This window comes from Roseovarius sp. (assembly GCF_018066915.1).
In the GTDB taxonomy this organism is placed as follows: Bacteria; Pseudomonadota; Alphaproteobacteria; order Rhodobacterales; family Rhodobacteraceae; genus Roseovarius.
The window spans coordinates 1-26,022 of sequence record NZ_JAGPVV010000124.1 but is presented as its reverse complement, the minus strand read 5'-3'; the positions used below and the strand labels follow the sequence as shown (position 1 = coordinate 26,022).

The following is a 26,022-nucleotide window of genomic DNA, read 5'->3' as shown; positions in this document are numbered from 1 at the left end:
AACATGGAGACCCCAATGACCCTCAGAACCCCCACTCGCCGCCATCTCTTGAAAATGACCGCGGGCGCAGCGCTTGCCACGCCGTTCCTCTCGATCCGGGCGTCGGCGCAGACCGTCAACCTGTCGATGCTGGCCTGGTATGGCCATGCAGAGCCCGATATGGTCGGCGCGTTCGAAGAAGGGAACAACGTCAAGTTCACGCCGAAATACTATACCGGCGGTGACAATATGCTGGGCCTGATCGCGCAATCGCCGGCGGGCACCTATGACGTCATCCTTTCGGACGCCGAATATGTGCAGCAGTTGAACGCGGCCGGGTATATCGAGGCGCTCGATGCCGCCGATTACGCCTTTGACGATTTCTACCCAGAGTTTCAGAAATTCCCCGGCCATTGGCAGGATGACACGCTCTATTCGGTGATCACGCGCTTTGGCTTTCTGGGCGTTGCGCATAACACCGATGTGCTGAGCGAAAAGGACGCGGCCAGCTATGCGGTGTTCTCTGATGAACGCGTCACCGGCAAGTTGGGGCATTTCGACTGGCACCTGCCGAACCTCGGGCAAATGAGCCTCGCGGCGGGCAACGCGTCACCCTATGACATTGACGAGGCGGCCTGGGACAAGGTGCAGGAGGCCACGATGGCGCTGCGCGGTCAGGTCGGCGGGTTCTTTGACTATGGCGGCACGTTCTCGTCGCTCAATGACGGGCAGATGGTGGCCTTTGCCGGGATCGGGGACTGGATTACCGGCGTGCTGGAAAAGAACGGCGCCAAGGTCCGCACCACCATTCCCGAAGAGGGCGGTTTGCAATGGACCGAGTCCTTTTCGATCGGCAAGGGCACGCAGAATTACGAGATGGCGCGCAAGTGGATTCAATGGATCACCTCGCCCGAGGGTCAAGCGAAATCCGCCGATATGGCGGCCTATCCCGCGCTCATCCCCAGCAAGAAGGGCTGGGAGGTGCTGAACGCCACCAACCCCGCCGAGGCCAAGCGGCAGAACATGGTGCTGGGCCAGCATAATGCGATGGACATGATCCGCGAGGGGCGTATCCAGTATCGCCAGTTGCCCGTGCAACAAGGCCTTGAGGACTGGAACGACTTCTGGTCCGACTACAAGGGCGCCTGACGGAAGGCTTGGCCGGGGTCATGTTCTCCCCAGACCCCGGCACCGCCCTCTAGCCTCTGAGAAAGCCGTATTCCATGACCCGACCCAGCCTCTATTCGCTCACCTTGGCGCTGCCGCTCTTGATCTGGCAGTTGGCGTTCTTTGCGGTGCCGCTGATCTTTCTGATCGCCATCAGTTTCTGGACCGTGCGCAATTTCCAGATGATGCCGGACCTGAATTTCGGCAATTGGGAACGCATCCTGATGCGCGGCATCTTTTGGGATGCCTATCTGCGCACCGCCATTCTGGCCACGGCAAGTGCGGTTCTGACCAGCGCCATCGCCTTTCCGGCGGCCTATGCGATTTCGTTCAAACTGTCGGAGCGGGTCAAGCAATGGGTGATCTTCGTGCTGATCATCCCGTTCTTCACCAGCTACCTTGTGCGCATCTATGCGCTGCAAGTGTTCCTGTCGGATGAGGGCATCATCAATGCCGCGCTTTGGATGCTGGGCATCGGGCCGTTTGGCATGCTCAATACCACCTTTGGCACGCTGGTGGGGATGGTCACACTCTGCCTGCCGCTGGTGATCCTCTTGCAGGTGTTCAGCCTCAATTTCGTCAATCGCGATCTGGTCGAGGCGGCGCATAACCTGCGGTGCGGGCGGCTGCGCACGGTCGGGTCGGTCATTGTGCCCTCGGCGCGGGTCGGCCTTGTGATTGCGGCACTCTTTGCCTTTATCCTCTCGTTCGGCGATTTCGTGAGCCCGCTTTACCTTGGCGGGGGCAATCCGCCCACGCTCTCGATCCTGATCACCGACATCACCAAATCCGGCCAGCAATGGCCGCGCGCCGCCGTGGTCGCGCTGATGATGATCGGCACGCTGCTGACCGTGGCCTTTGCCGCCATCACCTATGCCTACAAGGAGCGCGGCAAATGACCGGCAATGACAATCGCCTGATCAATGCGGGCCTGAAACTGCATATCGCGGTCTGCGTGATCTTTATCTTTGCGCCGATCCTTGGAAGTTTCGTCTTTTCGCTCAACTCAGACCGGTTCCCATCGTTGCCCTTGGGGCATTTTTCGACCGAGTGGTATCGCCTGATCTGGGAAGACCCGTTTGTCTGGGCCGGGTTTTTCAACACCGTGATCGTGGGGCTGATCGTGGCGGTGATTGCCACGCTCTTGGGATTTGGCGGGGCCTATACCGATTACCGCTACAACTTCTTTGGCAAGAACGTCTATCTGGCCCTCGCCCTTCTGCCGCCCACCATTCCGGTGGTGATCATGGGTCTGGCGATGCTGGCGTTCCTGTCGCGGGTGAACCTGTCGGGGAGTGCGATTTCCATCATCATCGCGCATGGGGTGATGTGCAGCCCGTTTGCCATGGCCATCATCCGCCTGCGCCTGTCACAGATGGACCCCGACCTAGAGGCGGCGGCGTGGAATCTGGGGGGCAATGAATGGGCGACGCTGCGCCATGTCATCATCCCCTTTACCAAGCCTGCGCTCTTTGCCGCGCTCTTTATCACCATGGCGGTGTCGTTCGACGAATTCGCGGTGGCGTGGTTCGTGTCGGGCCTCAATGAAACGCTGCCGGTGAAAATCCTTGGGTTTCTTCAAGGGCAGGTCAGCCCGCGGATCAACGCCATCGGCTCGCTCGCCTTTCTGAGTTCCATCACGCTGATCATCCTTGCGCAGATGCTCTTGCGCAATTCCACAAAGGACAAGTCATGAACATGCAAACTCCCGTGAAATCCGAGGCCATCGTCAGGCTGGAGGGTGTGGTCAAGAGGTTCGGCGAGTTCACCGCCGTGGAACGCGCGGATTTCGAGATCGGGCGCGGCGAGTTTCTGGCGATCATGGGCTCGTCGGGTTGTGGCAAGACGACGACGCTGCGCATGCTGGCGGGGCTCGAGGACCCGAGCGAGGGCAATATCTATCTTGATGGCGAGCGGGTGAACGGCAAGGCGACCTGGGATCGCGATACGCCGATGGTCTGGCAGAGCCTTGCGCTTTTTCCGTTTCTCACCGTGCAGGAGAATGTCGAATTCAGCCTCAAGATGCGGGGCGTGGGCAAGGTGGAGCGCGCGCAAAGGGCGCGCAAATGGCTGGACAAGATGCAGATCCTCGAATTCGCGGATCGCAATATCTCGCAGTTGTCGGGCGGGCAGCGGCAGCGCGTGGCCCTAGCCCGCGCGCTGGTGACAGAGCCAAAAATCCTGCTGCTGGATGAGCCGCTTTCGGCGCTCGATGCCCATCTCAAGGTGCGGATGCAGGCGGTCTTGTCGAACCTGCAAAAGGATCTCGGCATCACCTTTGTCTATGTCACCCATTCCATGTCCGAGGCGTTTTCGATGGCCGACCGGGTGGTGATCATGAGCCGGGGCAAGATTGAACAGATCGGCACGCCGCAGGAAATCTATCACGCGCCGCGCAACCGCTTTGTGGCGGAATTCCTTGGCTCGGCCAACATATTCACCGGCAAGCTGGTCGAGAAGGCGGGGGATCTCTGGCAGGTCGAGACAGCGCATGGGCGATTTGCAATCAAGGCCCCCCAAACGCCTGCGAAATCGGTGGGCGATACGCTCTCCTTTGTCGTCAGTGCCGAAAAGATGCAGATCGGTGCTGTGGGCGCAGGGGTGACGGGTATTCGCGCGCGGGTGGTGGGTGAGGAGTTCGTGGGGGCCTCGGCCGTCGTATTTCTCGAGACAGAGTCAGGTGAAGAGTTGAAGGTGCAGAAAAGTCATGGTGAACTGGCCTCTGTTGATCTGCATTCAGGAAGCACCCTGACCCTGCATTGGGAGCCCGAAGCCTGTCATGTCCTACCCGGAGAATGACACTCATGTGACGCGCAAGGCGATCGTGCCGCAAGGGGCGGCGTTCTTTGCGATCGAGACGACCAAACCTGCCCGGCATTTTGCCTTTCACCTCTTGCCTGATTTCACGCTGCTGGCGTTCAGCGCGGCGCTTGATCCGCTGCGCATCGCCAACCAACTGGCCCAGCGCCCGCTCTATCGCTGGACCGTCACCTCGCAGGATGGCGGGCCGGTGGTCAGTTCCTGTGCGATGTCGGTCAATGTCGATCAATCGCTCGGGGGTTTCCCGCGCGAGACCGATCTGGTGGTCTGCGGCGGCACGGTGCGCACGGGCACCGGCAGCAAGGATTTGCTGTCGCTCTTGCGCCAGCACGCGCGCTTTGGCGGGCGGGTGGGCGGCATCTGCACCGGGGCGATCGCGCTGGCGCAGGCGGGGCTGCTCGAGGGGCGGCGCGCGACGCTGCATTGGGAAAATCAGCCCGCCTTTCGCGAGAAATTCCCCGAAGTCGAGGTCACGGGTAACACCTTTGAGGTGGATGGCGGGATTTTCACCTGCGGCGGCGGGGTTGGGGCGACCGACATGATGCTGGAAATGATCGAGGCGGATTATGGCCGGCCCTTTGCCGATGTGGTGGCCGATATGTGCCTCTACAGCCAGCGCCGGGCAGAACGCAGCCCGCAGCGCGCCTCGATCAGCAATGCGCTCGATAGCCGCAATCCGCTGTTGGTGCGGGCGATCAAGGTGATGCAGACCAATATCGAGACGCCGATCAGCATGGATGAACTGGCCGACGCGGCGGGCTGTTCGCGCCGTCAGATGGAACGGCTGTTTGTCAAATACCTGCGCAAGACGCCCTATCGCTTTTTCCGCGACTTGCGGCTGGATCATGGCCGAAGCCTCTTGCGGGAAACCGATCTGAGCGTGACCGAGATTGCCATGGCCTCTGGCTTTGCCTCGCCCATGGTGTTCATCAAGACATTCCGAGGCCGCTTTGGCCATTCGCCGGGGCAATACCGTCGCGCGGGCTGAGCGCGACAGCGCTTGTCGCCGCGCGGTCGATGTTGTCAATTGGGGCAACTGACAGCAGAGGGCCGGTGATATGGACATGAATTTGGGAATGCGCCCCGAGATGCGCGCGCTATTGGCGCGGGTGGCGGCGATGGTGCGCGACGAGATCATGCCGCTCGAGGCCGAGTATCACGGCGAAATCGGCAAGGGCGAGCGGTGGGGCTATACCCCCCGGCAGGCCGAGATTCTGGAGGGGCTGAAGGCACGCGCCAAGGCCGAAGGCTTGTGGAATTTCTGGCTGACCGACAGCGCGCGGGGCTTTGGCCTGACCACAGTCGAATACGCCTATTTCGCCGAGGAGATGGGCAAGACCCCGATGGGGGCCGAAGTGTTCAACTGCAACGCGCCCGACACCGGCAATATGGAAGTGTTCGAGCGTTATGGCACCGAGGCGATGAAGGCAGAGTGGCTGGCCCCGCTATTGGAGGGGCAGATTCGCAGCGCGTATCTGATGACAGAGCCGGATGTCGCCAGTTCCGATGCCACCAATATCGCAATGTCCTGCGTGCGCGACGGGGATCACTATGTGCTGAACGGTCAGAAATGGTGGGCCACGGGGGCCGGTGATCCGCGCTGCAAGGTCTATATCGTGATGGTGCGCACGGGGGGCGATGAGATGCCCAAACATCAGCGCCATTCGATGATCGTGGTGCCCGCCGACACACCCGGCATCGAGAAACTGCGCCCGATGCAGGTGTATGGCCATGATGACGCACCGCATGGGCATATGCATTTCAAGTTCGCGGATGTGCGCGTGCCGGTGGAAAACCTGCTCTTGGGCGAGGGGCGCGGGTTCGAGATTGCGCAAGGCCGCCTTGGGCCGGGGCGTATTCACCACTGTATGCGCGCCATCGGTCAGGCCGAATCCGCGCTCGAGATGATGTGCAAGCGCGCGCTGGCGCGCGAAGCGTTCGGCAAGCCCTTGGCGCAGCTTGGGGCGAATTACGACATCATCGCCGAGTGCCGGATGGAAATCGAGCAGGCGCGCTTGCTGTGCCTCAAGGCCGCGTGGATGATGGACCAAGGCGATGCGCGCGCCGCAGCCCCTTGGATCAGCCAGATCAAGGTGGTGGCCCCGCGCGTGGCACTCAAGGTGATCGACGAAGCGGTGCAGATGTTTGGCGCGCAAGGCATATCGCAGGATGTGCCGCTGGCGGCAATGTGGACGCATGTGCGCACCCTGCGTCTGGCCGATGGCCCGGACGCGGTGCATCGCCGGCAGGTGGCGCGCGCCGAGTTGCGGAAATACACACAGGAAAAGGTCTGAGCGTTTTCGCACAAGCGGGTCTGCGGCAAGGAACCCAGATCACGCCTTGGTGAAGAGTGCAGCGGTTACATTCCAGAGGGGGGCCGACTAGCTGTAGGGTGAGCACATCACACACAAAGGAGAGCTCCATGACTGCTGAATTCCGAGTAGAGACATCGCCTGTGAGTGACGATCAGGCCACTGGTAAGGCCAAGGAATTGTTGGAGGGCGCGCGCGCCAAACTGGGGTTCGTGCCCAATATGTATCGCGGCATGGCGGTCAATCCCGGCCTCTTGTCCACCTATCTGCATGGCTACGCGCTCTATCGCGAGTCGGGCAATTTCACCCCGCCCGAGCAAGAGGTGGTGTTTCTGACCGTCTCGCTGGCCAATGGCTGTGACTATTGCACCGCCGCGCATTCGATGCTGGCGATCAAGATGTCCAAGCTGGGCGAGGCGCATACGCAGGCGCTGCGCGACGGCAAGCCGCTGAGCGATGCCAAGCTGGAGGCGCTGCGCAAGTTCACCCACCACATGTGGGAAACACGCGGTTTGCCGACCAAGGCCGAGGCCAAGGCGTTCAAGGCCGCAGGTTACGGCGATGTGCATGTGCTGGAGATCATTCTGGCGCTGGCCGTCAAGACCATCAGCAACTACGCCAATCACGTCAATCACACTGATGTGGATGAGGTGTTTGCGCCCTACACCGTGGACAAGACGGTCGAACCCGCCTGAGGCCCTGTTGTCTGCGCCCTCAAGAGTTGGGGGCGCAGAACAAGTCGTAGACCACTTCAAGCACCTTGCGCGGGCGGTCATCGGCAAGGCTGTAATAAATCGTCTTGCCATCGCGCCGCGCCGTCACCAGCCCTTCGAGCCGCAGGCGCGACAATTGCTGCGACACCGCGGCCTGACGTGCCGAGAGCAGCGTTTCCAACTCTGTGACAGACCGCTCGCCCGACACCAGATGGCAGAGAATCATCAATCGCCCCTCATGGCTGAGGGCCTTGAGGAAATTGGCGGCATTGGTCGCATTTTCGACCATGCGATCCATCTCTGCAGCGTCGCGCGTAGCATCGAGAACGGGAAGCGGCATTTTCAGTGGCACCCTGATTGTGATTTCCATTTATCTAGGTCGTTTTTGCAGATTGTGCAAAAGCTGGCCGCACCTGCGCGCGAAAAAGTGAGTGTGTGGGGCGCAGAAATCGCCTTGGTTCCATTGGCCGTGCCACAAATTCGAGCGATGCCCTTGCAGCCCCTTGGGCGCAACACTAAGACTCCCTTAGGAACTGACCGGCTATGGTCGGAGTGATTGACAAAGCCTGACGGCAAAGGTCGGGCGCAGGACAGGCGGGCTGTAATGAAAGACCCTATGGACATCTACATGAACACCCTTGTTCCGATGGTGGTCGAACAGACCAGCCGGGGCGAGCGGGCCTATGATATTTTCTCGCGCCTGCTCAAGGAGCGGATCATTTTTCTGAGCGGTCCGGTGCATGACGGCATGTCGAGCCTGATTGTGGCACAGCTCTTGCATCTCGAGGCTGAGAATCCCTCCAAGGAAATCAGCATGTACATCAACAGCCCCGGCGGGGTCGTGACCTCGGGACTGTCGATCTATGACACGATGCAATACATCAAGCCCAAGGTCAGCACGCTCGTCGTGGGCCAAGCGGCCAGCATGGGCAGCCTGCTCTTGACGGCGGGCGAGCCGGGGATGCGGTTTTCCCTGCCCAACAGCCGCGTCATGGTGCACCAGCCCTCGGGCGGGTATCAGGGCCAGGCGACCGATATCATGATCCATGCGCGCGAGACGCAAAAGCTCAAGGATCGGTTGAACGAGATTTATGTCCGGCACACCGGGCAGACCCTGAAAAAGGTCGAAGAGGCGCTGGAGCGGGACAATTTCATGTCGCCCGAAGAGGCCAAGGCTTGGGGCCTGATCGACGAGATCGTGGCCAATCGTGACAAAGGCGACGAAGCGAAGAAATAAACGTGATCCGGCCCGAGGGCGGGCCGGATATTTTCAGATTGTGGTGCCATACGGCCTGACTTAAGCTGAAGGGTAGCACAGATCACAGACGAGGCCCCGCGCGGGGCGCGCGGACGGCAGGCGGCGCAGGGCCCGAAAGGTACGGAATGGCGAATAACTCAGGCGGCGACAGCAAGAACACGCTCTATTGCAGCTTTTGCGGCAAAAGCCAGCATGAGGTGCGCAAACTGATCGCCGGACCGACCGTGTTCATCTGCGATGAATGCGTCGAGCTCTGCATGGACATCATCCGCGAAGAGACCAAGACCGCTGGCATCAAGTCGAGCGAGGGGATTCCCGCGCCGCGCGATATCTGCAAGGTGCTGGATGATTACGTGATCGGTCAATCGCGGGCCAAGAAGGTTCTGTCTGTGGCGGTGCACAATCACTACAAGCGGCTGAACAATTCCGGCAAGAGCGACATTGAACTCAGCAAATCGAACATCCTGCTGATCGGCCCCACGGGCTGTGGCAAGACGCTTCTGGCGCAGACGCTGGCGCGAATCCTCGATGTGCCCTTTACAATGGCCGATGCCACCACGCTGACCGAGGCGGGCTATGTCGGCGAGGATGTTGAGAATATCATTCTCAAGTTGCTGCAATCGTCCGAGTATAACGTGGAGCGCGCGCAGCGCGGCATCGTCTATATCGACGAGGTCGACAAGATCACGCGCAAATCCGAGAATCCTTCGATTACCCGTGACGTGTCGGGCGAGGGCGTGCAACAGGCGCTCTTGAAGCTGATGGAAGGCACGGTTGCCGCCGTGCCGCCGCAGGGCGGGCGCAAGCATCCGCAGCAGGAATTCCTGCAAGTGGACACCACGAACATTCTCTTCATCTGCGGTGGGGCCTTTGCCGGTCTCGACAAGATCATCGCGCAGCGCGGCAAGGGCAGCGCCATGGGATTTGGGGCCGATGTGCGCGACAATGATGCGCGCGGCATTGGCGAGATTTTCACGGATCTGGAGCCGGAAGATCTGCTCAAGTTTGGTCTGATCCCGGAATTCGTGGGCCGTCTGCCGGTCATTGCCACGCTCGAGGACCTCGATGAAGAGGCGCTTGTGACGATCCTGACCCAGCCCAAGAATGCGCTGGTCAAGCAGTATCAGCGCCTTTTTGAGCTCGAAGGCGCGCAACTGAGCTTTACCGAGGACGCGCTCAAGGCCGTGGCCAAGCGGGCCATCGCGCGCAAGACCGGCGCACGCGGCCTGCGCTCGATCCTTGAAGATATCCTGCTCGACACGATGTTCGAATTGCCCAGCATGTCCCATGTCGAGGAAGTGCTGGTCAACGAAGAGGCGGTCAATTCCGATGCCGCGCCGCTGATCATCTATGCCGAGAGCAAGGGCAAGAAGGAAGGCGCCAGCGCAGGCTGATCCCGCCTGCCTGAACCAGATGAAACTCCGCAAGGAATGGCCCGCAACCCTGGTGTTGCGGGCTTTTTCACGGTCGGCGGCTGTGGGCCTGCCGGTCTGGGTGCGGTGTTGCGAGCACTGGACCTTCGCCGTCAAATCCGCCATATCGGGGGGGAATGATGTCGGAGGGTCGAATGGGCATTCTCAACACCTTGCTGCGCGCCGTTACCTGGTGGAACGGGCAGACGCTCAACACCCAGCTTTATACTTGGCGCAAGGGCGTCAAGGTGGGGGAAGATGCGCAGGGCAATGCGTTTTATCGCACCCGCGACGACAAACGCCGTTGGGTGATCTTCAACGGCGAGGCCGAGGCAAGCCGGGTCGATCCCGACTGGCACGGCTGGCTGCACCACACCTACAAGGAATCGCCCACCGACCGGCCCCTGACGCACAAGCCCTGGGAAAAGCCGCATAGCGAGAACCTGACCGGCACGCCTCTGGCCTATGCGCCTGCCGGGTCCATCCGCCGCGCGGCCCCCGCAGAGCGGCGCGACTACGAGGCGTGGTCGCCGGAATAGGGACGGGAATATGTCAGAGAGTAAAACCGAAGTTATGGTCGGCGGCGTGGTTCTGGCCGTTGCCATCGGATTTCTGGTCTACGCGGGCAAGACCACCGGCATGACCACCGGCGGCGCGCGCGAATACCAACTCAGCGCCAGTTTCCGCAGCGCCGATGGCGTGAGCGTGGGCACCGATGTGCGTCTGGCCGGGGTCAAGGTTGGCCGGGTCACGCAAATCGCGCTCGATCCCGAAACCTACCGCGCCAAGACGATCTTTACCGTGCAAGAGGGCATCAATGTGCCCGACGACAGCGCCGTGGCGATTTCCTCCGAGGGGCTGTTGGGCGGCAATTACGTGGAAATCATGCCCGGCGGATCGCCGTTTCCGGTCGAACCGGGGTCCGAGATCGAATTCACCCAAGGATCGGTCAGCCTTGTGTCGCTGCTGATGAAGTTCGTCTCGGGCAGCGAGGGAGAGACACCGCAATGAGGGCGCTCTGGCTCGGTCTTGTGCTCTGCCTCGGGGCGGGCGCGGGGACCGCGCAAGAGGTGGCGACGGTTGCGCAAGGCGCGCTGTTGCGCGGCCTCGACAAGATCAACGGCGTCGCGCAGGACCTCGACCTCGCCAATGGGCAATCGGGCGTCTACGGCTCGCTTGACGTGGTTCTGGGCGAGTGCCGGTATCCGGTGGACGATCCGGCCGGAGACGCCTTTGCCTATCTCACGATTTCCGAACAGGGCAGCGGCGCGGTGATCTTTTCCGGCTGGATGCTGGCCTCGTCCCCGGCGCTGAACGCGCTCGAGCATCCGCGCTATGATATCTGGGTCCTGCGCTGCAAGATCTGAAGCGGGTCGGGATCAAACGGTATCGCGGTGATGTCTGCCTCATCCTCCATCGCATACTCCAAGAGCGCGCGATACTGCGTGCGCGGGATTTCGAGCCCCCCAAGCCGCCCCAGATGCGGCGTGATGAACTGTGTATCGAACAGGCGAAATCCGCAGCGGGCGAGATGGTCGGTAAGATGGGCAAGGGCCAGTTTTGACGCATCCGTGCGCCGCGAAAACATACTCTCGCCAAAAAAGGCCGCCCCGAGCGCCACGCCGTAAACCCCGCCCACCAACTGCCCCTCTTGCCAGATTTCCAGCGAATGACCATAGCCTTGGCGATGCAGCGCCAGATAGGCGCGATGGATCGGTGGGCTGATCCAGGTTTCGGCGCGGTCGGCGCAGCCCTGCAACACCGCCTCGAAATCATGGTCGAGCGTCGCCGTGTAGCGGCCCTGCCGCATCCGGCGCGCCAGCGAGCGCGAGATGTGGAACCCGTCCAGCGGCAGAATCCCCCGGCGGTGCGGATCAACCCAGAACACCTCTGGATCGTCGCGGCGTTCCGACATGGGAAACACACCAGAGGCATAGGCCTGAAGCAGGAGAGCGGGGGTCAGGGGTGTCGTCATGGGCCTGCGTGTGAACCAAGGAGCGCTTAAGGGTTTGCTATCTTTTGTCATGTTACAAGACCAAAGGCGATACAGGCTGATGGGTGTGTGATGACGATCATGGGGTATGGGTTCAAACGGCAGGCGGGCGATGACAAAACCGGCGCTTTCAACAGGGCGCAGGCGCGGCATGCGCTGTTGGTGGATGGCTATCGTCACGCCATTGCCGATTCGACGGTGATGCTGATCGGGGCCGGGGATGGCGCATGGTGCTATGCTCTGGCGGCGGCAGGGGCCCTGCAGGTGGTTGGGATTGAAACCGATGCCGCCCTTGTCGAGCGGTTCTGCCGCTTGCCCGATGTCGGATTGCGCGAACGCATTGATTTGCGCTGCGCCGACCCGATCGAGGAAATCCGCTCCGAGGTGCGCGCCGCGCGGCAATATGATGTGATCATCCTCTTTGATCTGCTCGAGGGGGTGGCCGACCTGCATGATCTCTTTGGCCTGATCCGCGAGTTGGACCCGCGTCTTGTGGTGGTGGATGGCCGCTTTGTGGACTCGGAAGAGCCGATTCTCTGGATCGACCGCACGCGCGAGGCGGTGGCAGGCCGCGCGCGTCCGGCGCTTGTTCCGGGGCGGGGGGCGGTGGCGATGGTGGCCTATGACACCGGCTTTGACCTCGACTGGATCGACTGGTCCCAGCTTGACCCCGAGGTGCGGCAGGGGTTGGACGATTACTATGCCAAGGGTCCGGTTCTGCGCGCGAGTTTCACCCTGACCCCGGAGGTGACTGTGTGACGCGGGCACGATGCGCGCCGCGCTCAGACCAGAATCTCAGACCGGAATCATCGTGCCGGTGAGCAGGGCGATATGCGTCTCGACGCCCTCTTTGACCGCATGCACATCGGCCTGCACGATCACAAGACGGCGCCCCGGCTTGATCACCCGACCGCGGGCGATCAGCCGCTCGCCCTGCGCCGGGGCCAGAAGATTGATCTTCATCTCGGTGGTCAGCACCTCGGCCCCCTCCGGCATCAGGCTGAGGGCGGCATAGCCTGCGGCACTGTCACCGATGGCAAAGGTCAGACCGGCATGGCCAAAGCCATGTTGCTGGCGACTGCCGGGCAGAATGGGGGCCTCGATCACTGTGGCCCCGTCGGAAAGGGCCACAAGACACGCCCCAAGCGTGCGCATCATTGCCTGCGCGGCAAAGCTCTGTCGGATTTTCTGTTCAATGTCAGGGGACATTTCCCAAGGCTTTCCCATTGTTTATGATGTCACGTCACGTTGACAGTAAAGTGAACTGCTCTGGTGACGTTAGGTTGGAATAGAGCAATCATGCTGATAAACGCATATGAAACGGGAACGGACAAGGGTGGTAAGTTGAACTGGTCTGATCTGCGCCTGCATTTTGTGGATACGTTTTCACTGCTGTTTACGTCTGTCACCTTCTATGTCTGGACGGCCACTCTGGTTTTCGCGGTCGTGGCCGGACCGTTTGGCAGCTATGATACCATGAGCTGGCCGGTCCGGGCCGCCTATTGGGCGGCGGTCATCACGGCGGCTTTTGTGATCGGCTTTGCCGCGCGGGCGACCATGCGCGCGCTTTTGGCGGGGCGGCAGCCAGCCCTCTTTGACCTTGGGGCCAGCTTTCTTGTCGGAATAGTCCTCGGGCCGGTGATCTGGCTCTTGCGCGGCTGGATGGACCCGGTGCTGAGCCCCGAGGATTTGAGCGTGATCAAGATCACCCTCAACAGTTTTCTCATCGCCTGCGGTGTTTTCGTGGTGCGGCGGCAGATCGGCGCCGAGGCGCCCACCAGCTATTGGTCGCAACCAGAGCCGGACACCCCGGCGCAAACGCGGCTGCACCGGCGGCTGTCCTGCCCGCCCTTTGCCGAGATTCATCGCCTGTCGGCCAACAATCATTATGTCGAGGTGGCGACCAGCGAGGGAATCGAGACATTGCGCCTGCGCCTCGTCGATGCGATCGAAGAGATGGAGCCGGTGGCGGGCATCTGCACCCATCGGTCGCATTGGGTGTCGTTTTCGGCCATCAGCGGCACTGAACGCGAGAGTGGCGGCAAGCTCTTTGTCGTGCTCAAGAATGGCGACCGCGTGCCCGTGAGCCGGAAATACCGCCCCAACCTCGAGGCGGCAGGCCTGATTGACAGTCTGGACGCGGTGTTTCAGGGGCGCTGAGTGCCGCGTGGCATCGGCACGGCATGGGCCATGGCCCCGGTCAACACCGCCAGCGCATCGCGTCGCATCAGGCCCGTGAGCACCGCATCGTCGGACCAGAGCCCGCCGGTATAGGTGCCAAAGGCGGGCAGGATCACCCGGTCGCTGTCGATCAGAAAGGCGGGGCGGCTCAGGCTGCGCCCCTTGAGGGCCAGCCGCACCTTGGGGTGATAATGGCCCGAGATTTCCCCGCTCTGCCCGACCCGCGCGATATGGCGAAACGTGAGCGGCGGTGCTGGCAATTCGGCCATATGCGCCCCGCCAAGGTCAACCGGACCCGGATCATGATTGCCCTCGATCCAGACCCAGCGACGCCCCGCCTGCAATTTGGCAATCCACAGCTTTTCCGCATCGGGCAGGTGGCCTGCGGCGGCGCTGTCGTCGAAACTGTCGCCAAGACAGATCACCGTCGCCGCCCCGGTGCGGCGCAGATCGCTCTCCAATCGGGTGAGCGTGTCGCGCGTCTCGTAGGGGGGCAGGGGCGGCTCTCCCATGCGCGCACGGCGCAGCGCCTTGCCCAAATGCAGGTCAGACACGCACAAGAGATTGCGCGCCTCCCAATAGAGCGCGCCCGAGGGCAGCGCGGTCAGCGCCGTTCCGGCCAGGGTGAATCCGTATCCGTCCATGCGGCATAGGTGGCGCGTCCCGCGCAGAATGGCAAGGCTGTGCTCAGGGGGCAAGACCAGCCGCAGCCAAGAGCCGCGCGCTTTCTTCGGCCAAAAGCCGCTCTTGCGCTGCCCCATCGACCGGCATCCGCCCCGCCTCGAGAAACAGGGGGGCGGCCAGGGGGCTGACACGCGCCAGCCGCCGCAGGGTCACGCGCCCCGCGACCCGCGCCAGCATCTCTTCGATCCGGCCGAAATCCACCAGCCCGCGCATCGCCTCTTGCCGGGTGATGTCGAGAAGCAGGTGGTGGGGATCATATTTCACCAGCGTCTCATAGAGAATATCCGACGACATGGTTGCCTGTCGCCCATTTTTGCGCGCGCCGGGGGTGTTGCGCTGAATGAGACCGGCAATCGTGGCCGAGGCGCGAAAGGTGCGTTTCATCACCGCATTGGACATGAGCCAGCTGTCCAGCCCAGCGCGCAGGGCATCGGGGGCCAGAAGCGGGGCGGCATCCGTCACCGGCTCCAGCCCCCAGATCAGCGTGGCGTAATCGGTGGCGACGAAGCCGAGCGGGGCAAGGCCGGTCTCCTCCATCCGTTTCGTCACCAAGAGGCCCAGCGTCTGCATCGCATTGCGCCCGGCAAAGCCATAGATGCACAAATGCTCGCGCCCGTCATGGGCAAAGCTCTCGATCAACAGGCTGTCGGGTTCCGGCATCTGTGACACTTGCCGTTGCAGATGCAGCCAGTCACGAACAGGGGTTGGCAGATCAGGCCAGTCAGGCGCGCCAATCATGTGCAGGATACGTTCTGACAATTGCGTTGAGGTGGCGAATTTGGTGCCCATATAGGTGGCAATCTTGGGCTTGCGACCGGGATCGCGGCTGACCTCCACCACCATCTCGCGCAGGGATTCAAAGCGCACGATTTGCCCGCCGATGAGAAATGTATCGCCGGGGGTGAGGGTGGCGGCAAAGCCTTCTTCGATCTCGCCCAAGGGCTTGCCGCCGCGTGCCCGCCGCATCCGGACCTTGAGCGTGTCGGTGTCCTGAATGGTGCCGATGTTCATCCGGATGAGCCGGGCAGAGCGCGGATCGCGCAATTGCCAGTCTCCATCGGCGCGCTGTTGCAGGCGCTGCCATTGGTCATAGGCCCGCAGCGCATAGCCCCCCGTGGCGCAGAATTCGAGGCAGGCGTCGAATTCTGCGCGGCTGAGGGCGGCATAGGCCCCGGCCCCCGTCACTTCGGCAAAGAGATCGTTGGCATCGAACGGACCCGCGCAGGCACGGATCAGGATATGCTGGCAGAGCACATCGCGCGGCCCCGGCCCGCGCGCCTCGCCATCCAGATCGTGGGCGCGCACGGCCTCGAGAGCGGCGCGACATTCCACCACTTCGAACCGATTGGCGGGCACGAGGAGCGCCTTGGACGGCGCGTTGTAGCGGTGATTGGCCCGCCCAATCCGCTGGACAAGGCGTTTGACGTTCTTGGGCGCGCCCACCTGAATGACCAGATCGACGTCGCCCCAATCCAGCCCCAGATCGAGACTGCCGGTGCAGACCACGGCGCGCAGATCGCCCCGCACCATCGCCGCCTCGACCCGCTCGCGCTGCACCCGGTCAAGGCTGCCGTGATGGATGCCGATGGGCAACGCGTCGTCATTGGCGAGCCAGAGGTTGTGAAAGAAGATCTCGGCCTGCGCGCGAGTGTTGTGGAAAATCAGCGTTGTCTTGTGGCGGCGCACCTGATCCAGCACGGCGGGAATCGCATAGGCGGCCCCGCCACCGGCCCAAGGGGGCGGCTCGGCGGTTGTGAGCATGGCGATGTCGGGCTCTGGCCCCGGATCTGCCATCAGGATCGCACAAGGGCTGTTGCCATGGGACATATAGTGCGCAAGGGCGGGCGGGTCCTCGACCGTGGCCGACAGACCCACGCGCCGCAGGCCGGGGCAGAGCGCCTGAAGCCGGGTCAGCGCCAGCATGAGCTGATCGCCGCGCTTGCTCTCGGCCAGGGCATGCACTTCGTCGATCACGACGCGTTTCAGGCCCGCAAAAATGCGCGGCGCGTCTTCGTAAGAGGTGAGCAGCGCCAGACTTTCGGGCGTGGTCAAGAGGATATGGGGGGGATCGGCGCGTTGGCGGCGCTTGGTGTGCGATGACGTGTCGCCAGTGCGGTCCTCGATCCGGATGGGCAGGCCCATTTCCGTGACCGGCGTGGTCAGGTTGCGCCGGATATCAGCCGCGAGCGCCTTGAGCGGCGAGATGTAGAGCGTATGCAGACCCTTGTGATCGCCCGTGGCCAGATCCGCCAGCGTCGGCAGAAACCCCGCCAGCGTCTTGCCCCCGCCGGTGGGGGCGATGAGCAGCGTGGCAGGATCATCCGCCCGCGCCAGCATCTCCGCCTGATGCGGGTGAAGCTGCCAGTTGCGGGCAGAAAACCACGTGGCAAGAGGGGCAGGCAGGGCGCACATGACGCCTTATCTAGCTGCGGGCAGAGGCAAAGCAAAGTGACCTGCTAGAGCGCCGCCTGCGCCGCCAACCGCGTGTCGATCAGGCCCATGACCCGTGCAATGCCCGACTCGGGGCAATGCCCCGTCAACCCCGCCGCCGCCTCGGCCAGATCTGTATCTTGGGCGGCGCGCGCCACACTGGCCAGAAACTGCGCCGCGTAGCTGAGGATTTCGGGGGCGTGATCATGGCTGAGCAGGCTCTGCACATGGTCGAGATCGTCACGATAGGCCAGCGGATCGGGATGGATCACCTCGGCCTGCACCGCGTAGGGGCCAAGCGGCCGCCGGTCAGCGGGCACATGGCGCAACACCTCTTGCTGAAAGATGCCAAGGCTCGCCACCGGTTTGAGCAAGAGCCCATCGGCCCCGGCATGGCGCGCCCGCGCCTCTGCCCCGGCATCGCCGCTGGTGGCGAGAATCACGCCCACGCGCGGCACGGCGCGGGCGAGTTCGGCAATCAGATCCTCGCCCGGACCATCGGGCAGGCCCAGATCGACGATCACCACCGAGGGGCGGTAGACCTGCAAATGGCGGCGCGCCGAGGTCAGGCAATCCGCGCGCCGGATGCGCGCGCCGCTACGCAGGCACATCAGGCGCAGCGCCTCTGACGCATAGCGGCTGTCCTCGACCGCCAGAACGGTCATGCCAAGCAGCGGGCGTTGGGCATTGGGGGTGCGCGGGCGCACAAGGCTGTCAAGATCGGTCATCGGGTGCATCCTTCTGTCACGATATCCCCGCAGCATGGCCCGCTTATGGTGAACGCGAGGTTAATGCGCGGATTGCGTCCCCCTGTCGCTTGTCAGTTCGCACGATCATCCCCATAACGGGGGAAATTCATGCGAAAGGATTGCCCCATGATCGGACGCCTCAATCATGTCGCCATCGCCGTGCCGGACCTCGACGCCGCCGCCGACCAGTATCGCCATGCGCTCGGTGCCAAGGTCGGCGCGCCGCAGGACGAGCCGGATCACGGCGTGACCGTGGTTTTCATCGAATTGCCCAATACCAAGATCGAACTGCTCTATCCCTTGGGCGAAAACAGCCCGATCCAGGGCTTTCTGGACAAGAACCCTTCGGGCGGAATTCACCATGTCTGCTATGAGGTCGACGACATCATCGCCGCGCGCGACCATCTGAAATCCACCGGTGCGCGGGTGCTGGGCACGGGCGAGCCCAAGATCGGCGCGCATGGCAAGCCGGTGCTCTTTTTGCATCCCAAGGATTTCAACGGCTGCCTCGTGGAACTGGAGCAGGTCTGATGGGCATTACCTCGGCCATCGTGCTCTTTGCGGTGATCTGGTTCATGACGTTCTTTGTCGTGCTGCCGATCCGCATCCAGACCCAAGGTGATCTGGGAAAGATCGTGCCCGGCACCCATGCCGGATCGCCCGAACACCATCACCTCAAGAAAAAGGCGTGGATCACCACCGGCATCGCCATCGTGCTCTGGATCATCATCGGCGGCACGATCATATCGGGTGCCATCACCGTGCGCGATCTCGACATGTTCAACCGGATGGGCCCGCCCGCCGCGTCTGAGTAGCATGAAAGATATGGGTAAAGGTGGCGGCCCCGAGAATCGGGATCAAGAGGTTCACCAGCGGCACTGAGAGCGGCATCGCCATGAGCACGCCTGCGGCCCATATCGTCAGGCGGTGTTTCTTGCGCAGCGCCTTGGCCCCCGCGCGCCCGACCCGGCGCATGGCGACAAGTTGGAAATATTCCATCCCCAAGAGATAGCCGTTCAGCCCCCAAAAGATGAAGAGCGCAAAGGGCGTGAAAAGCGCGTAGAGAAAGAGCGCCACGGTATTGGCACCGATGATCACACCCAGAAAGTTGACCGTATCGCGCAGCGCCTCGCCAAAGGGCACGGATTGCGCGGGTGCTAGTCCGGGATAGTGGCGATCTTCCACCGCATCGGCCACCGTGTCGAGAAACATCGAGGTGATGGCAGAGGCGACCGGCACCATGAGAAAGACCGATAGCACGATCATCAAGAGGAACGACGCCCCGCTCAAGAGGTCGCCCACCCATGTCACCTCGCCCAAGAGCGGCAGGGTGGTGGTGTCGCCCACCGTCGCCTGAATGAGCCAGAGCACACCGGCATAGGCCACAATCAAAAGGGCAAGTGTCAGGCCCACGCCCAAGATCAGCACCTTGCGGAACCGTGGGTCGCCGATCTGGTCTATTGCCTTGAAGAAGCTGGCAAAAATCATTCCGAAACCCACGTCGTGATGCTGTCGATCTCGGGGCGCGGCCGCTCGGGCGGGGCGGCGCCTTCGGTGCCGATATGGATGAAACCGGCGATACGCTCGTGTTCGGCCAGCCCGAGGGCGGTCTGCGCGAACCCCCGGTCATGGCTGGGCCAGCCGCTCAGCCAGTTGGCCCCCCATCCCGCAGCGAGCGCCGCGTTCAGGAGGCTGAGACAGACGCAGGCCGCCGAATAGGTCTGCTCGATGGCCGGAATTTTATCCGAAGGCTTTGCGCTCTCGATCACAGCGACCGCCAGATGCGCATCGGCGAATTGCGTCTCGGCCTTGGCGATATCCTCGGGCGATTTGCCCAGCCGCGTGCCCGCCTGCGCCACCAGCCTCGCCAGCCGCACGAGTGCGGCACGCTCCAGCACGATCAGGCGCCACGGCTCCAGCTTGCCATGATCGGGCACGCGGGTGGCGGCGGTCAGGAGCGGGCGCAGCGCGGCGCGGTCCGGCACCGGCAGCCCCAGCGTCTTGGCCGGGCGCGAGCGGCGCGAGAGGAGGAAATCGAGAGCGGCGGGATTGGGCGTTGGCATCGGTGTCTTTCTCTTGCAAAGCCCCCCACATGTCGGCAAGCGCGCGTCCGGGGTCAAGCCCCTTGACGGGAAATCCTCTTGGAGCGGTGCCGCCCAGCCGCTATGCCGGGCGCATGGACTGTCCTGACCTCAGCGCGCTGGCTCAGCCTGGCACCACCATTACCCTGCGCGTGACCCCCAAGGCCGCGCGCAACCGGATTGTCGCGGAAGAGGGCGCGCTGCGGGTCTATGTCACCACCGTGCCCGAGGATGGCAAGGCCAACGCGGCTGTTCTCAAACTCTTGGCCAAGGCGCTCGGCGTGCCGAAATCGCGCCTGACCCTGCTGCGCGGTCACACCAGCCGGGACAAGGTGTTTCAGGTCGATTGACGCTTGCCCGGCATGCCCGCCACCTGCACCCGCGTGCCCCAGCCGATGCAGCTTTCGGCCAAGGATGCGGGCAGGGGGCGGTCGGTAAAGACCTGGTCGACATCGCGAATGGACCCGATGCGCACCGGCGCGCTGCGCTGGAACTTGGAATGATCCGCCACCAGAAATACCTCGCGCGAGCGGTTGAGCAGGGTCTGGCCCACCACCACCTCCTGAATGTCGAAATCGAGCATGTCACCATCCTCGTCCAGCGCGGAACAGCCCAGAATCGCGTAATCGAATTTGAAATTCTCGATCGTGCGCGCGGTCAGATTGCCCACCAGCCCGTTGTCGGACCGGCGCAGCGCGCCGCCCGCGACGACAATCTCGCAATCCTTGTTGGCGAGCAGGATTTGCGCCACGTTCATGTTGTTGGTAACGACCATCAGGTTGCGGTGATCCATCAATTCGCGCGCCACCGCCTCGGTCGTGGTGCCGATGTCGAGAAAGACCGAGGCATCATGCGGAATGGCCGCCGCACAGGCGCGGCCAATCGCGGCCTTGGCAGGCTCGTTCAGGCGGCGGCGTTCCTCGTAGAGGATGTTCGACACGCCCGACGGCAGGATCGCGCCACCATGCACCCGCTCCAGCTTGCCCGCGTTGGCCAGTTCGGTGAGGTCGCGGCGGATGGTCTGGACGGTGACGTCAAAGCGTTCGGCCAGATCCTCGACCGTGACCTTGCCTTCGGCGCGGGCGATTTCCAGAATGTCGGGTTGGCGAAAGCTTTGGGACATGGGCGGCCTTGATTGGATGCAGGTTCGATTATGTTCGTTTTGTCGCGCTCTGCAAGCAAAGCCTCCGCTGCGCTGCGGCATAGCGCGCGAATCGCGGCTGTCAGGGGCCGGGTGACGTTACGTTAGCCCAAAAAATGCGTTCGTTCGTGCCCTAGGCCGCGCGTGATCCTGAAAATTGATGAATGAAATCAAAGGGTGTGCGAATAAAAGAAACAAAACGAACATTCATTCTTGACCCATGCGGTCAAAAAGTGGTTCGTTTGCGCTCATCTTACGGTGGGAGGGGCGCGTGTCGCAGGACCGCGAGGGCACAGTGATCGACCTGTTCGTCATCGGCGGCGGCATCAACGGCTGTGGCATCGCCCGTGATGCGGCGGGCCGGGGGCTGCGGGTCGAACTGGCCGAGATGAATGATCTGGCTTGGGCCACGTCAAGCGCCTCGACCAAGCTTTTCCACGGCGGTCTGCGCTATCTCGAATATTTCGAAATCCGGCTGGTGCGCGAGGCGCTGATCGAGCGGGAAACCCTGCTGCGCGCGATGCCGCATATCAGTTGGCCCATGCGCTTTGTGCTGCCTTATCACCGCGACATGCGGTTCGAGGGCGAAACACCCACCTCGCGCATTCTCAATCTGGTCATGCCTTGGATGAAGGGGCGGCGGCCTGCGTGGCTCATCCGTCTGGGGCTTTTCCTCTATGACCATCTCGGGGGGCGGAAAATCCTGCCTGCGACCGCGACGCTCGATCTGCGCGATGGGCCAGAGGGCGCGCCGCTCAAGGACAAGTTCACCCGCGCCTATGAATATTCCGACTGCTGGATCGAGGACAGCCGCCTTGTCGTGCTCAACGCCCGTGATGCCGCAGCGCGCGGTGCGCGCATCCGCACCCGCACCCGCGTGCAATCGGCCGAACGTGTGGGCGATCTGTGGCACGTGACGCTGAGGGATCAGGAAACCGGCGCTGTCGAGATGGTGCAAGCGCGCGCCCTCGTGAATGCCGCCGGACCTTGGGTCAAGGATGTGATCTCGGGCACGCTGCGCCTCAACTCTGCCGAGGGCGTGCGGCTGGTGCGCGGCAGCCATATCGTGACGCGCCGTCTGTTCCATCACGACAAATGCTACTTCTTCCAAGGCACCGATGGGCGGATCATCTTCGCCATTCCCTATGAGGGCGAATTCACCCTGATTGGCACCACCGATGCCGAACATGGGCAGGCCGACACGCGCCCTGAATGCACACCGGAAGAGGCCGAGTATCTCTGCCGATTCGCGTCGGAGTATTTCAAGACGCCTGTGACACGCGCCGATATCGTCTGGACCTATTCGGGCGTGCGCCCGCTCTATGACGATGGCGCGAAATCCGCCACCGCCGCCACCCGCGACTATGTGCTGACGCTGGCCGAGGGGCCGGGCGCGCCGCTCTTGAACATCTTTGGCGGCAAGATCACCACATACCGCAAACTGGCCGAGGCGGCGTTGGCCAAGCTGCGCCCGTTCTTTCCGAAGGCAGGCGAGGAATGGACCGCAGGCGTCGCCCTGCCGGGGGGCGATTTCCCCGTTGACGGGTTTGACCGGCTGACCGAGAGTCTGCACCGGGCCTATCCGTTTCTCACAGAGGCATGGGCGCGTCGCTTGGTGCGCGCCTATGGCACCGAGGCGCTGGATATTCTGGGCGAGGCGCGCGAGGCCGCCGATCTTGGTCCCGATTTCGGGGCGACCCTGACAGGGGCCGAGGTGCGGTGGCAAATGGACCATGAATACGCCCGCGCGGCGGCGGATGTGGTCTGGCGGCGCACGCGTCTGGGCCTCAAGATGACCGAGGCGCAGATTGCGGCGCTCGACGACTGGATGCAGCAGGAGCGCGGCCTTGACCGGGCCGCCCCCGTAGCTGCCAAAGGATAATGGAGGAAACGACCGCATGGCGCTGACACTGGAGGGGGTATCGAAACGTGTGAACGGGCAGGTGCATATTCACCCGACCGACCTCACGCTCGAGGCCGGCACGATGAACGTGCTTCTGGGGCCGACCCTCTCGGGGAAAACCTCGCTCATGCGGCTGATGGCGGGGCTCGACGTGCCCGCAACGGGCCGCATCCTGTGGAACGGACAGGACGTGACCGGAATGCGCGTGCAGGATCGCCGCGTCGCGATGGTCTATCAGCAATTCATCAACTACCCGTCAATGACCGTCTATGACAACATCGCCTCGCCCCTGCGCCTGATGGGCAAATCCAGCGCCGAGATTGACGCGGCGGTCAAGAAAACAGCCGATCTGATGCAGTTGTCCCCGATGCTCTCGCGCAAGCCGCTGGAACTCTCGGGTGGTCAGCAACAGCGCTGCGCGCTCGCCCGCGCGCTGGTCAAGGAGGCGGGGCTGGTGCTGCTGGATGAGCCGCTGGCCAATCTCGACTACAAGCTGCGCGAGGAATTGCGCGCGGAAATCCCCAAGATATTCGAGGCGGCGGGCAGCATCTTTGTCTATGCCACGACCGAGCCGGAAGAGGCGCTGCTCCTTGGTGGCAATACCGCAACCCTCTGGGAGGGGCGCGTCACCCAATTCGGCCCGACACCGCAGGTCTACCGCCAGCCGCGCGACGCCACCACCGCGCGCGTTTTCAGCGATCCGCCGATGAATTTCCTGACCGTGCAGAAATCCGGCACCCGCATCCTCTTTGGTGATGGGCAGACGGTGGCGGCGCTGGGCAGCATGGCGGGTCTTGCCGATGGCACCTATACGGCCGGGTTTCGGCCCAACCATCTGGAGCTTGACCGCCATACCGCCGACGCGCTGACCTTTGACGCGCGCCTCAACGTGACCGAGATCACCGGGTCTGAAACCTTTGTGCATCTCGATCACCATGGCGAGCGGTGGGTGGGTCTTATCCACGGGGTGCGCGACCTGAAACTGGGGGCCGCACTCCGGGTCTATCTTGATCCGGCGCATGTCTATGTGTTCGGGGCGGATGGCGCGCTGGTGGCGCCCGCGCCCTATGCAGAGGCGGCGTGAGGGGGAACCATGGCCAAGATCACGCTGGATAATCTCGCGCATAGCTACCTCGCCCGCCCGGCGTCCGAGGCGGATTACGCGCTCAAGGAACTCAACCACGTCTGGGGCGATGGCGAGGCTTATGCGCTCTTGGGCGCGTCGGGCTGTGGCAAGTCCACGCTGCTCAACATCATCTCGGGCCTCTTGCGCCCGAGCCAAGGCCGTATCCTTTTCAACGATGTCGACGTCACCGATCAGGCCACCGCCGCGCGCAACATCGCGCAGGTGTTCCAGTTTCCGGTGGTCTATGACACCATGACCGTGCGCGACAATCTGGCCTTTCCGCTGCGCAATCGCGGCGCGCAGCCCGCCTATATCGCAGAGCGGGTTCAGACCATCGCCCGCATGATCGGGATGGAGTCAGAGCTGGGTCACAAGGCGCGCGGTCTCACGGCGGATGCCAAGCAAAAGATCAGCCTTGGCCGCGGCATGGTGCGCGAGGATGTCAACGCGCTCCTCTTTGACGAGCCGCTGACGGTGATCGACCCGCATATGAAATGGGAACTCCGGACGCAGCTCAAGGCGCTGCATCACGAGTTCGGCCATACGATGATCTATGTGACCCATGACCAGACCGAGGCGCTGACCTTTGCCGACAAGGTGGTCGTCATGCACGACGGTCGCGTCGTGCAGATGGGCACGCCACAGGAACTCTTCGAGCGGCCAGAGCATACATTCGTGGGCTATTTCATTGGCTCGCCGGGCATGAACCTGCTCGATGCCCAAGTGACAGGCTCCAAGGCCGTGGTGCAGGGCGTCGAAATCCCGCTTGGGGCCGACTATGCCCGCCCCACAGGCAGGGTGCAGATCGGCGTGCGACCCGAGTTTGTCCGCCTGACAGCAGGGGCCGAGGGGCTGCCCGTGACCGTGCGACGGATCGAGGATGTGGGCCGTCACAAGATCATCCGCTGCGATCTGGGCGGGGTTGGCGTCAACGCCATCGCCGCCGAGGGCGCGCTGATTTCACCCGACATGACGCGCCTTACCTTCGATCCGGCGGCGATCAATGTCTATGTCGATGATTGGCGCGTCACGCCGAAATCTCAGGCGCAGGAGGCCGCATGATGGACAAGACCGTCAATCAAAAGGCATGGTTTCTTGTGTTGCCCGTGCTTCTCCTCGTGGCCTTTTCCGCCGTCATCCCGCTGATGACCGTGGTCAACTATTCGGTGCAGGACACATTCGGAAATAACCAGTTCTTCTGGGCCGGGCTGGAGTGGTTCGAGGAAATGCTCGCCTCGGAACGGATGTGGGACGCGCTGCAACGGCAGGCGATCTTTTCGGCCATTATCCTCGCCATCGAGGTGCCGCTGGGCGTGCTGGTGGCGCTGCATATGCCCAAGCGTGGCGTCTGGGTGTCGGTCTGCCTTGTGCTCATGTCCTTGCCGCTCTTGATCCCGTGGAATGTGGTGGGCACGATCTGGCAAATCTTTGGCCGGGTCGATATCGGCCTTCTGGGTCATACGCTGGCCGCGCTGGGCATTGACTATAACTACACCCAGAACGCAGGCGACGCCTGGGTCACGCTCATCGTGATGGATGTCTGGCACTGGACCTCGCTGGTGGCCCTTCTGGCCTATGCCGGGCTGCAATCCATCCCCGATGCCTATTATCAGGCCGCCAAGATTGATCAGGCAAGCCGCTGGGCCGTGTTCCGCTATATCGAACTGCCCAAGATGACAGGCGTTCTGATGATCGCCATCCTCCTGCGGTTCATGGACAGTTTCATGATCTATACCGAGCCTTTCGTGGTCACGGGGGGCGGTCCGGGCAATGCGACGACATTCCTCTCGATTGACCTCGTGAAAATGGCGCTCGGGCAATTCGACCTCGGCCCCGCTGCTGCCTTCTCGATCATGTATTTCCTCGTGATCCTGCTGATTTCATGGGTGTTTTACACAGTCATGGTCAATCTTGATAAACGGGAGGGTAAGTGATGGCCGATTTGACCGCCGCACGCGGCACCGCCCGCAGCCTCGCCTTGCCGCGTATCAACGTGGTGATGGTGCTCTATCTCGTGTTCCTGCTCTTGCCGATCTATTGGCTCGTGAACATGAGCTTCAAGACCAATGACGA

Annotated in this window: 30 protein-coding genes and 1 pseudogene; 22 read left to right on the top strand and 9 right to left on the bottom strand. The window is 62.6% G+C overall.

The genetic code is table 11. The annotated features are described in order from the left end of the window. Window positions 1-15 precede the first annotated feature (15 nt). From KBT70_RS06830 to KBT70_RS06800, 7 genes are all read left to right on the top strand, one after another. Entirely contained in the window at window positions 16-1,128 is a 1,113-nt protein-coding gene (locus tag KBT70_RS06830) for a spermidine/putrescine ABC transporter substrate-binding protein (RefSeq protein WP_296630228.1), read from the top strand. Between the two features lie 74 nt (window positions 1,129-1,202). Then, window positions 1,203-2,045: an ABC transporter permease gene (locus KBT70_RS06825; RefSeq protein WP_296630227.1), complete on the top strand. Its 843-nt coding sequence runs from the start codon at window positions 1,203-1,205 to the stop codon at window positions 2,043-2,045. Next, a complete protein-coding gene (locus tag KBT70_RS06820) occupies window positions 2,042-2,842 on the top strand; it encodes an ABC transporter permease (protein ID WP_296630222.1) in 801 nt (266 codons plus the stop codon). The genes KBT70_RS06825 and KBT70_RS06820 overlap by 4 nt, the downstream gene beginning before the upstream one ends. Then, a complete protein-coding gene (locus tag KBT70_RS06815) occupies window positions 2,839-3,945 on the top strand; it encodes an ABC transporter ATP-binding protein (RefSeq protein ID WP_296630216.1) in 1,107 nt (368 codons plus the stop codon). The genes KBT70_RS06820 and KBT70_RS06815 overlap by 4 nt, the downstream gene beginning before the upstream one ends. Continuing rightward, window positions 3,926-4,954 carry a GlxA family transcriptional regulator gene (locus KBT70_RS06810; protein ID WP_296630212.1) on the top strand — a complete coding sequence of 343 codons (1,029 nt, stop codon included), beginning with the start codon at window positions 3,926-3,928 and terminating at the stop codon, window positions 4,952-4,954. Before KBT70_RS06815 ends, KBT70_RS06810 begins: the two co-directional genes overlap by 20 nt. 70 nt (window positions 4,955-5,024) lie before the next feature. After that, window positions 5,025-6,260: an acyl-CoA dehydrogenase family protein gene (locus tag KBT70_RS06805; protein ID WP_296630209.1), complete on the top strand. Its 1,236-nt coding sequence runs from the start codon at window positions 5,025-5,027 to the stop codon at window positions 6,258-6,260. A 128-nt stretch (window positions 6,261-6,388) separates the two neighbouring features. Further along, window positions 6,389-6,973: a carboxymuconolactone decarboxylase family protein gene (locus KBT70_RS06800; protein WP_296630202.1), complete on the top strand. Its 585-nt coding sequence runs from the start codon at window positions 6,389-6,391 to the stop codon at window positions 6,971-6,973. A 19-nt stretch (window positions 6,974-6,992) separates the two neighbouring features. Here the strand turns inward: KBT70_RS06800 and KBT70_RS06795 are convergent, their stop codons facing one another. Continuing rightward, window positions 6,993-7,331: a metalloregulator ArsR/SmtB family transcription factor gene (locus KBT70_RS06795; protein WP_296630199.1), complete on the bottom strand. Its 339-nt coding sequence runs from the start codon at window positions 7,329-7,331 to the stop codon at window positions 6,993-6,995. Between the two features lie 264 nt (window positions 7,332-7,595). Here KBT70_RS06795 and KBT70_RS06790 point away from each other — a divergent pair, with 264 nt between their 5' ends. The 5 genes from KBT70_RS06790 (at window position 7,596) to KBT70_RS06770 (ending at window position 11,028) form a co-directional block, all read left to right on the top strand. Then, window positions 7,596-8,228: an ATP-dependent Clp protease proteolytic subunit gene (locus KBT70_RS06790; RefSeq protein ID WP_296630194.1), complete on the top strand. Its 633-nt coding sequence runs from the start codon at window positions 7,596-7,598 to the stop codon at window positions 8,226-8,228. 146 nt (window positions 8,229-8,374) lie between these two features. Further along, window positions 8,375-9,643 carry an ATP-dependent Clp protease ATP-binding subunit ClpX gene (gene clpX, locus KBT70_RS06785; RefSeq protein ID WP_296630189.1) on the top strand — a complete coding sequence of 423 codons (1,269 nt, stop codon included), beginning with the start codon at window positions 8,375-8,377 and terminating at the stop codon, window positions 9,641-9,643. 173 nt (window positions 9,644-9,816) lie between these two features. Next, window positions 9,817-10,200, top strand: a complete 384-nt coding sequence (locus KBT70_RS06780; RefSeq protein ID WP_296630186.1) for an NADH:ubiquinone oxidoreductase subunit NDUFA12 — start codon at window positions 9,817-9,819, stop codon at window positions 10,198-10,200. A gap of 10 nt (window positions 10,201-10,210) precedes the next feature. Then, complete coding sequence (mlaD, locus tag KBT70_RS06775; protein WP_296630183.1) at window positions 10,211-10,672, top strand: outer membrane lipid asymmetry maintenance protein MlaD; 462 nt, start codon at window positions 10,211-10,213, stop codon at window positions 10,670-10,672. Continuing rightward, window positions 10,669-11,028, top strand: coding sequence for a DUF2155 domain-containing protein (locus KBT70_RS06770; protein ID WP_296630180.1), 360 nt, complete (start codon window positions 10,669-10,671; stop codon window positions 11,026-11,028). Before mlaD ends, KBT70_RS06770 begins: the two co-directional genes overlap by 4 nt. Here the strand turns inward: KBT70_RS06770 and aat are convergent. Then, a complete protein-coding gene (gene aat, locus KBT70_RS06765) occupies window positions 10,995-11,636 on the bottom strand; it encodes a leucyl/phenylalanyl-tRNA--protein transferase (protein ID WP_296630177.1) in 642 nt (213 codons plus the stop codon). The two genes, KBT70_RS06770 and aat, sit on opposite strands and share 34 nt — an antisense overlap. A gap of 90 nt (window positions 11,637-11,726) precedes the next feature. Between aat and KBT70_RS06760 the strand changes: the two genes are divergently transcribed. Next, on the top strand, window positions 11,727-12,413 hold the full coding sequence (locus tag KBT70_RS06760) for a class I SAM-dependent methyltransferase (protein WP_296630174.1): 687 nt from the start codon (window positions 11,727-11,729) through the stop codon (window positions 12,411-12,413). A gap of 36 nt (window positions 12,414-12,449) precedes the next feature. Here KBT70_RS06760 and KBT70_RS06755 read toward each other — a convergent pair whose 3' ends face one another. After that, window positions 12,450-12,863: a PaaI family thioesterase gene (locus KBT70_RS06755; RefSeq protein WP_296630171.1), complete on the bottom strand. Its 414-nt coding sequence runs from the start codon at window positions 12,861-12,863 to the stop codon at window positions 12,450-12,452. 90 nt (window positions 12,864-12,953) lie between these two features. On the opposite strand from KBT70_RS06755, the gene KBT70_RS06750 reads away from it, so the two are divergent. After that, complete coding sequence (locus KBT70_RS06750; protein ID WP_296630168.1) at window positions 12,954-13,814, top strand: LytTR family DNA-binding domain-containing protein; 861 nt, start codon at window positions 12,954-12,956, stop codon at window positions 13,812-13,814. On the opposite strand, the gene pdeM is transcribed toward KBT70_RS06750, so the two are convergent. From pdeM to KBT70_RS06735, 3 genes are read right to left on the bottom strand one after another with little or no spacing between them, the layout of a single operon-like run. Next, a complete protein-coding gene (pdeM, locus tag KBT70_RS06745; protein ID WP_296630245.1) occupies window positions 13,802-14,479 on the bottom strand; it encodes a ligase-associated DNA damage response endonuclease PdeM in 678 nt (225 codons plus the stop codon). The two genes, KBT70_RS06750 and pdeM, sit on opposite strands and share 13 nt — an antisense overlap. 43 nt (window positions 14,480-14,522) lie before the next feature. Continuing rightward, a complete protein-coding gene (locus tag KBT70_RS06740) occupies window positions 14,523-16,931 on the bottom strand; it encodes a ligase-associated DNA damage response DEXH box helicase (protein WP_296630165.1) in 2,409 nt (802 codons plus the stop codon). A 44-nt stretch (window positions 16,932-16,975) separates the two neighbouring features. Further along, complete coding sequence (locus tag KBT70_RS06735; RefSeq protein WP_296630241.1) at window positions 16,976-17,686, bottom strand: response regulator; 711 nt, start codon at window positions 17,684-17,686, stop codon at window positions 16,976-16,978. A 138-nt stretch (window positions 17,687-17,824) separates the two neighbouring features. On the opposite strand from KBT70_RS06735, the gene mce reads away from it, so the two are divergent. Beyond that, complete coding sequence (gene mce / locus KBT70_RS06730; RefSeq protein WP_296630162.1) at window positions 17,825-18,229, top strand: methylmalonyl-CoA epimerase; 405 nt, start codon at window positions 17,825-17,827, stop codon at window positions 18,227-18,229. Next, window positions 18,229-18,513, top strand: coding sequence for a DUF1467 family protein (locus tag KBT70_RS06725; protein ID WP_296630159.1), 285 nt, complete (start codon window positions 18,229-18,231; stop codon window positions 18,511-18,513). Before mce ends, KBT70_RS06725 begins: the two co-directional genes overlap by 1 nt. Here KBT70_RS06725 and KBT70_RS06720 read toward each other — a convergent pair. Both KBT70_RS06720 and KBT70_RS06715 read right to left on the bottom strand, forming a co-directional pair. Next, a complete protein-coding gene (locus tag KBT70_RS06720; protein WP_296630157.1) occupies window positions 18,479-19,186 on the bottom strand; it encodes an EI24 domain-containing protein in 708 nt (235 codons plus the stop codon). The two genes, KBT70_RS06725 and KBT70_RS06720, sit on opposite strands and share 35 nt — an antisense overlap. After that, a complete protein-coding gene (locus KBT70_RS06715) occupies window positions 19,183-19,761 on the bottom strand; it encodes a nitroreductase (protein ID WP_296630154.1) in 579 nt (192 codons plus the stop codon). The genes KBT70_RS06720 and KBT70_RS06715 overlap by 4 nt, the downstream gene beginning before the upstream one ends. A gap of 113 nt (window positions 19,762-19,874) precedes the next feature. On the opposite strand from KBT70_RS06715, the gene KBT70_RS06710 reads away from it, so the two are divergent. Next, complete coding sequence (locus KBT70_RS06710; protein ID WP_296630237.1) at window positions 19,875-20,129, top strand: DUF167 domain-containing protein; 255 nt, start codon at window positions 19,875-19,877, stop codon at window positions 20,127-20,129. Here KBT70_RS06710 and KBT70_RS06705 read toward each other — a convergent pair. Continuing rightward, window positions 20,117-20,902, bottom strand: a complete 786-nt coding sequence (locus KBT70_RS06705) for a DeoR/GlpR family DNA-binding transcription regulator (protein WP_296630151.1) — start codon at window positions 20,900-20,902, stop codon at window positions 20,117-20,119. The two genes, KBT70_RS06710 and KBT70_RS06705, sit on opposite strands and share 13 nt — an antisense overlap. 238 nt (window positions 20,903-21,140) lie before the next feature. Here KBT70_RS06705 and glpD point away from each other — a divergent pair, with 238 nt between their 5' ends. From glpD to KBT70_RS06680, 5 genes and pseudogenes are all read left to right on the top strand, one after another. Then, window positions 21,141-22,802, top strand: a complete 1,662-nt coding sequence (gene glpD / locus KBT70_RS06700) for a glycerol-3-phosphate dehydrogenase (RefSeq protein ID WP_296630148.1) — start codon at window positions 21,141-21,143, stop codon at window positions 22,800-22,802. Between the two features lie 16 nt (window positions 22,803-22,818). Then, window positions 22,819-23,907, top strand: coding sequence for an ABC transporter ATP-binding protein (locus KBT70_RS06695; RefSeq protein WP_296630144.1), 1,089 nt, complete (start codon window positions 22,819-22,821; stop codon window positions 23,905-23,907). Window positions 23,908-23,916: 9 nt separating this feature from the next. Continuing rightward, window positions 23,917-25,011 (top strand): ABC transporter ATP-binding protein, encoded by a 1,095-nt coding sequence (locus tag KBT70_RS06690; protein ID WP_296630141.1) that lies wholly within the window; start codon window positions 23,917-23,919, stop codon window positions 25,009-25,011. Further along, on the top strand, window positions 25,011-25,883 hold the full coding sequence (locus KBT70_RS06685; RefSeq protein WP_296630232.1) for a sugar ABC transporter permease: 873 nt from the start codon (window positions 25,011-25,013) through the stop codon (window positions 25,881-25,883). Before KBT70_RS06690 ends, KBT70_RS06685 begins: the two co-directional genes overlap by 1 nt. Next, window positions 25,883-26,022, top strand: a pseudogene (locus KBT70_RS06680) (carbohydrate ABC transporter permease); the annotation flags it as partial. The gene KBT70_RS06685 and the pseudogene KBT70_RS06680, both read left to right, overlap by 1 nt.

Bases quoted from the DNA above. Each gene is read 5' to 3' on its own strand.
- KBT70_RS06830 (WP_296630228.1), top strand. From the start codon at position 16: ATGACCCTCAGAACCCCCACTCGCCGCCATCTCTTGAAAATGACCGCG.
- KBT70_RS06825 (WP_296630227.1), top strand. From the start codon at position 1,203: ATGACCCGACCCAGCCTCTATTCGCTCACCTTGGCGCTGCCGCTCTTG.
- KBT70_RS06820 (WP_296630222.1), top strand. From the start codon at position 2,042: ATGACCGGCAATGACAATCGCCTGATCAATGCGGGCCTGAAACTGCAT.
- KBT70_RS06815 (WP_296630216.1), top strand. From the start codon at position 2,839: ATGAACATGCAAACTCCCGTGAAATCCGAGGCCATCGTCAGGCTGGAG.
- KBT70_RS06810 (WP_296630212.1), top strand. From the start codon at position 3,926: ATGTCCTACCCGGAGAATGACACTCATGTGACGCGCAAGGCGATCGTG.
- KBT70_RS06805 (WP_296630209.1), top strand. From the start codon at position 5,025: ATGGACATGAATTTGGGAATGCGCCCCGAGATGCGCGCGCTATTGGCG.
- KBT70_RS06800 (WP_296630202.1), top strand. From the start codon at position 6,389: ATGACTGCTGAATTCCGAGTAGAGACATCGCCTGTGAGTGACGATCAG.
- KBT70_RS06795 (WP_296630199.1), bottom strand. From the start codon at position 7,331: ATGCCGCTTCCCGTTCTCGATGCTACGCGCGACGCTGCAGAGATGGAT.
- KBT70_RS06790 (WP_296630194.1), top strand. From the start codon at position 7,596: ATGAAAGACCCTATGGACATCTACATGAACACCCTTGTTCCGATGGTG.
- clpX (WP_296630189.1), top strand. From the start codon at position 8,375: ATGGCGAATAACTCAGGCGGCGACAGCAAGAACACGCTCTATTGCAGC.
- KBT70_RS06780 (WP_296630186.1), top strand. From the start codon at position 9,817: ATGGGCATTCTCAACACCTTGCTGCGCGCCGTTACCTGGTGGAACGGG.
- mlaD (WP_296630183.1), top strand. From the start codon at position 10,211: ATGTCAGAGAGTAAAACCGAAGTTATGGTCGGCGGCGTGGTTCTGGCC.
- KBT70_RS06770 (WP_296630180.1), top strand. From the start codon at position 10,669: ATGAGGGCGCTCTGGCTCGGTCTTGTGCTCTGCCTCGGGGCGGGCGCG.
- aat (WP_296630177.1), bottom strand. From the start codon at position 11,636: ATGACGACACCCCTGACCCCCGCTCTCCTGCTTCAGGCCTATGCCTCT.
- KBT70_RS06760 (WP_296630174.1), top strand. From the start codon at position 11,727: ATGACGATCATGGGGTATGGGTTCAAACGGCAGGCGGGCGATGACAAA.
- KBT70_RS06755 (WP_296630171.1), bottom strand. From the start codon at position 12,863: ATGTCCCCTGACATTGAACAGAAAATCCGACAGAGCTTTGCCGCGCAG.
- KBT70_RS06750 (WP_296630168.1), top strand. From the start codon at position 12,954: ATGCTGATAAACGCATATGAAACGGGAACGGACAAGGGTGGTAAGTTG.
- pdeM (WP_296630245.1), bottom strand. From the start codon at position 14,479: ATGGACGGATACGGATTCACCCTGGCCGGAACGGCGCTGACCGCGCTG.
- KBT70_RS06740 (WP_296630165.1), bottom strand. From the start codon at position 16,931: ATGTGCGCCCTGCCTGCCCCTCTTGCCACGTGGTTTTCTGCCCGCAAC.
- KBT70_RS06735 (WP_296630241.1), bottom strand. From the start codon at position 17,686: ATGCACCCGATGACCGATCTTGACAGCCTTGTGCGCCCGCGCACCCCC.
- mce (WP_296630162.1), top strand. From the start codon at position 17,825: ATGATCGGACGCCTCAATCATGTCGCCATCGCCGTGCCGGACCTCGAC.
- KBT70_RS06725 (WP_296630159.1), top strand. From the start codon at position 18,229: ATGGGCATTACCTCGGCCATCGTGCTCTTTGCGGTGATCTGGTTCATG.
- KBT70_RS06720 (WP_296630157.1), bottom strand. From the start codon at position 19,186: ATGATTTTTGCCAGCTTCTTCAAGGCAATAGACCAGATCGGCGACCCA.
- KBT70_RS06715 (WP_296630154.1), bottom strand. From the start codon at position 19,761: ATGCCAACGCCCAATCCCGCCGCTCTCGATTTCCTCCTCTCGCGCCGC.
- KBT70_RS06710 (WP_296630237.1), top strand. From the start codon at position 19,875: ATGGACTGTCCTGACCTCAGCGCGCTGGCTCAGCCTGGCACCACCATT.
- KBT70_RS06705 (WP_296630151.1), bottom strand. From the start codon at position 20,902: ATGTCCCAAAGCTTTCGCCAACCCGACATTCTGGAAATCGCCCGCGCC.
- glpD (WP_296630148.1), top strand. From the start codon at position 21,141: ATGCGGTCAAAAAGTGGTTCGTTTGCGCTCATCTTACGGTGGGAGGGG.
- KBT70_RS06695 (WP_296630144.1), top strand. From the start codon at position 22,819: ATGGCGCTGACACTGGAGGGGGTATCGAAACGTGTGAACGGGCAGGTG.
- KBT70_RS06690 (WP_296630141.1), top strand. From the start codon at position 23,917: ATGGCCAAGATCACGCTGGATAATCTCGCGCATAGCTACCTCGCCCGC.
- KBT70_RS06685 (WP_296630232.1), top strand. From the start codon at position 25,011: ATGGACAAGACCGTCAATCAAAAGGCATGGTTTCTTGTGTTGCCCGTG.